This is a genomic window from Streptomyces sp. NPDC003036, from assembly GCF_040611175.1.
In the GTDB taxonomy this organism is placed as follows: domain Bacteria; phylum Actinomycetota; class Actinomycetes; order Streptomycetales; family Streptomycetaceae; genus Streptomyces.
Genome location: NZ_JBEXNO010000102.1, coordinates 1 through 1077 on the forward strand (window position 1 = coordinate 1; position 1077 = coordinate 1077).

Genomic DNA, 1077 nt, shown 5'->3' on the forward strand with positions numbered 1-1077 from the left:
GCCGTCGGTGCGCGGGGTGCGTCGCTCGTCCACAACAACGACTGCGTGGATCAGGCGCTGCTCGACGAGATGAAGCCCAACGCCGCTTCCGCCTGTCGTTACGCGCAAGTAACGTGCGAGTGTGACCGGGATATACGGCCGGAGCGCTGAACTGGACGCCGTGGCGGACCTGCTCGACGGGGTCCGCTCCGGGCACGGGGGCGCGCTCCTCATCACCGCCGAACCGGGTCTCGGCCGCACCGCGCTCCTCCACCGGGCCGCCGCCGACTTCACGGGCGGCGGGCGCGTGGTGCGCGTCCGCGCGGTGGCGGCCGAGCGGGGCGTTCCGTACAGCGGGGTGCACGCGCTGCTGTCCGCCGCCGGGGTCCGCGGGGCGGCCGACGTCCTGCGCACCGGTCTGGAGCCGGACCGGCTGGCCGAGCTGCTGCGCGGGGCGGCCGGCGAGGCGCGCTCCCTTCTGGTGTGCGTCGACGACGCCCACCTGTGGGACACCCCGTCGCGCGCCGCGCTCGGCTTCGCGGCGCGGCGCCCGGAGTCGCTGCGCGGCGTCGGGCTACTGCTGGCCGTGGCCGCGCACCGGGCGCAGGACCCGGAGTACGCGGGGGTCCCGGTGGTGCGTCTGGCGCCGTTGGAGGACCAGGCCGTGGCCGCGCTGGTGGACGAGCTGCTGGACGCGCCGGTGGACGAGTCGGTGGACGAGTCGGCGGGCGGGGTCGCCGGTGGCGGTGCCGATCCGGCCGTGCGGGAGGAGCTGCTGCGGGAGCTGCGGTACGAGGCCGAGGGCAATCCCGCGCTGATCGCGGCGGTCGTCGAGGGCCTGACCCCGGCGCAGCGCACCGGTGACGCGCCGCTGCCCCGGCCGCTCGCCGACGGCGGGGTGCTGCTGCGGACGTTCGGCGGGCGGTTGGCGGGGCTGCCGCCGGAGACCCGGTTCACGCTGCTGCTGGCGGCCGCCGCTCAGGAGCCGGTGCCCGGGGCCGCGGGCGCGGACGCGGCGGTGGTGCTGCGGGCCGCCCGGGCCGCCGGGATCGGGTCCGAGGCGCTGGACGCGGCCGAGGCGGCGGGCGTCGTGGTGGG

Annotated in this window: 1 protein-coding gene; it reads left to right on the forward strand. The window is 78.0% G+C overall.

Annotation, left to right across the window (positions count from 1 at the left end):
* Nucleotides 1-121 precede the first annotated feature (121 nt).
* Nucleotides 122-1077, forward strand: a 956-nt coding sequence (locus ABZX67_RS33275; protein WP_355368548.1) for an ATP-binding protein, incomplete at its 3' end; no start/stop codon positions are given.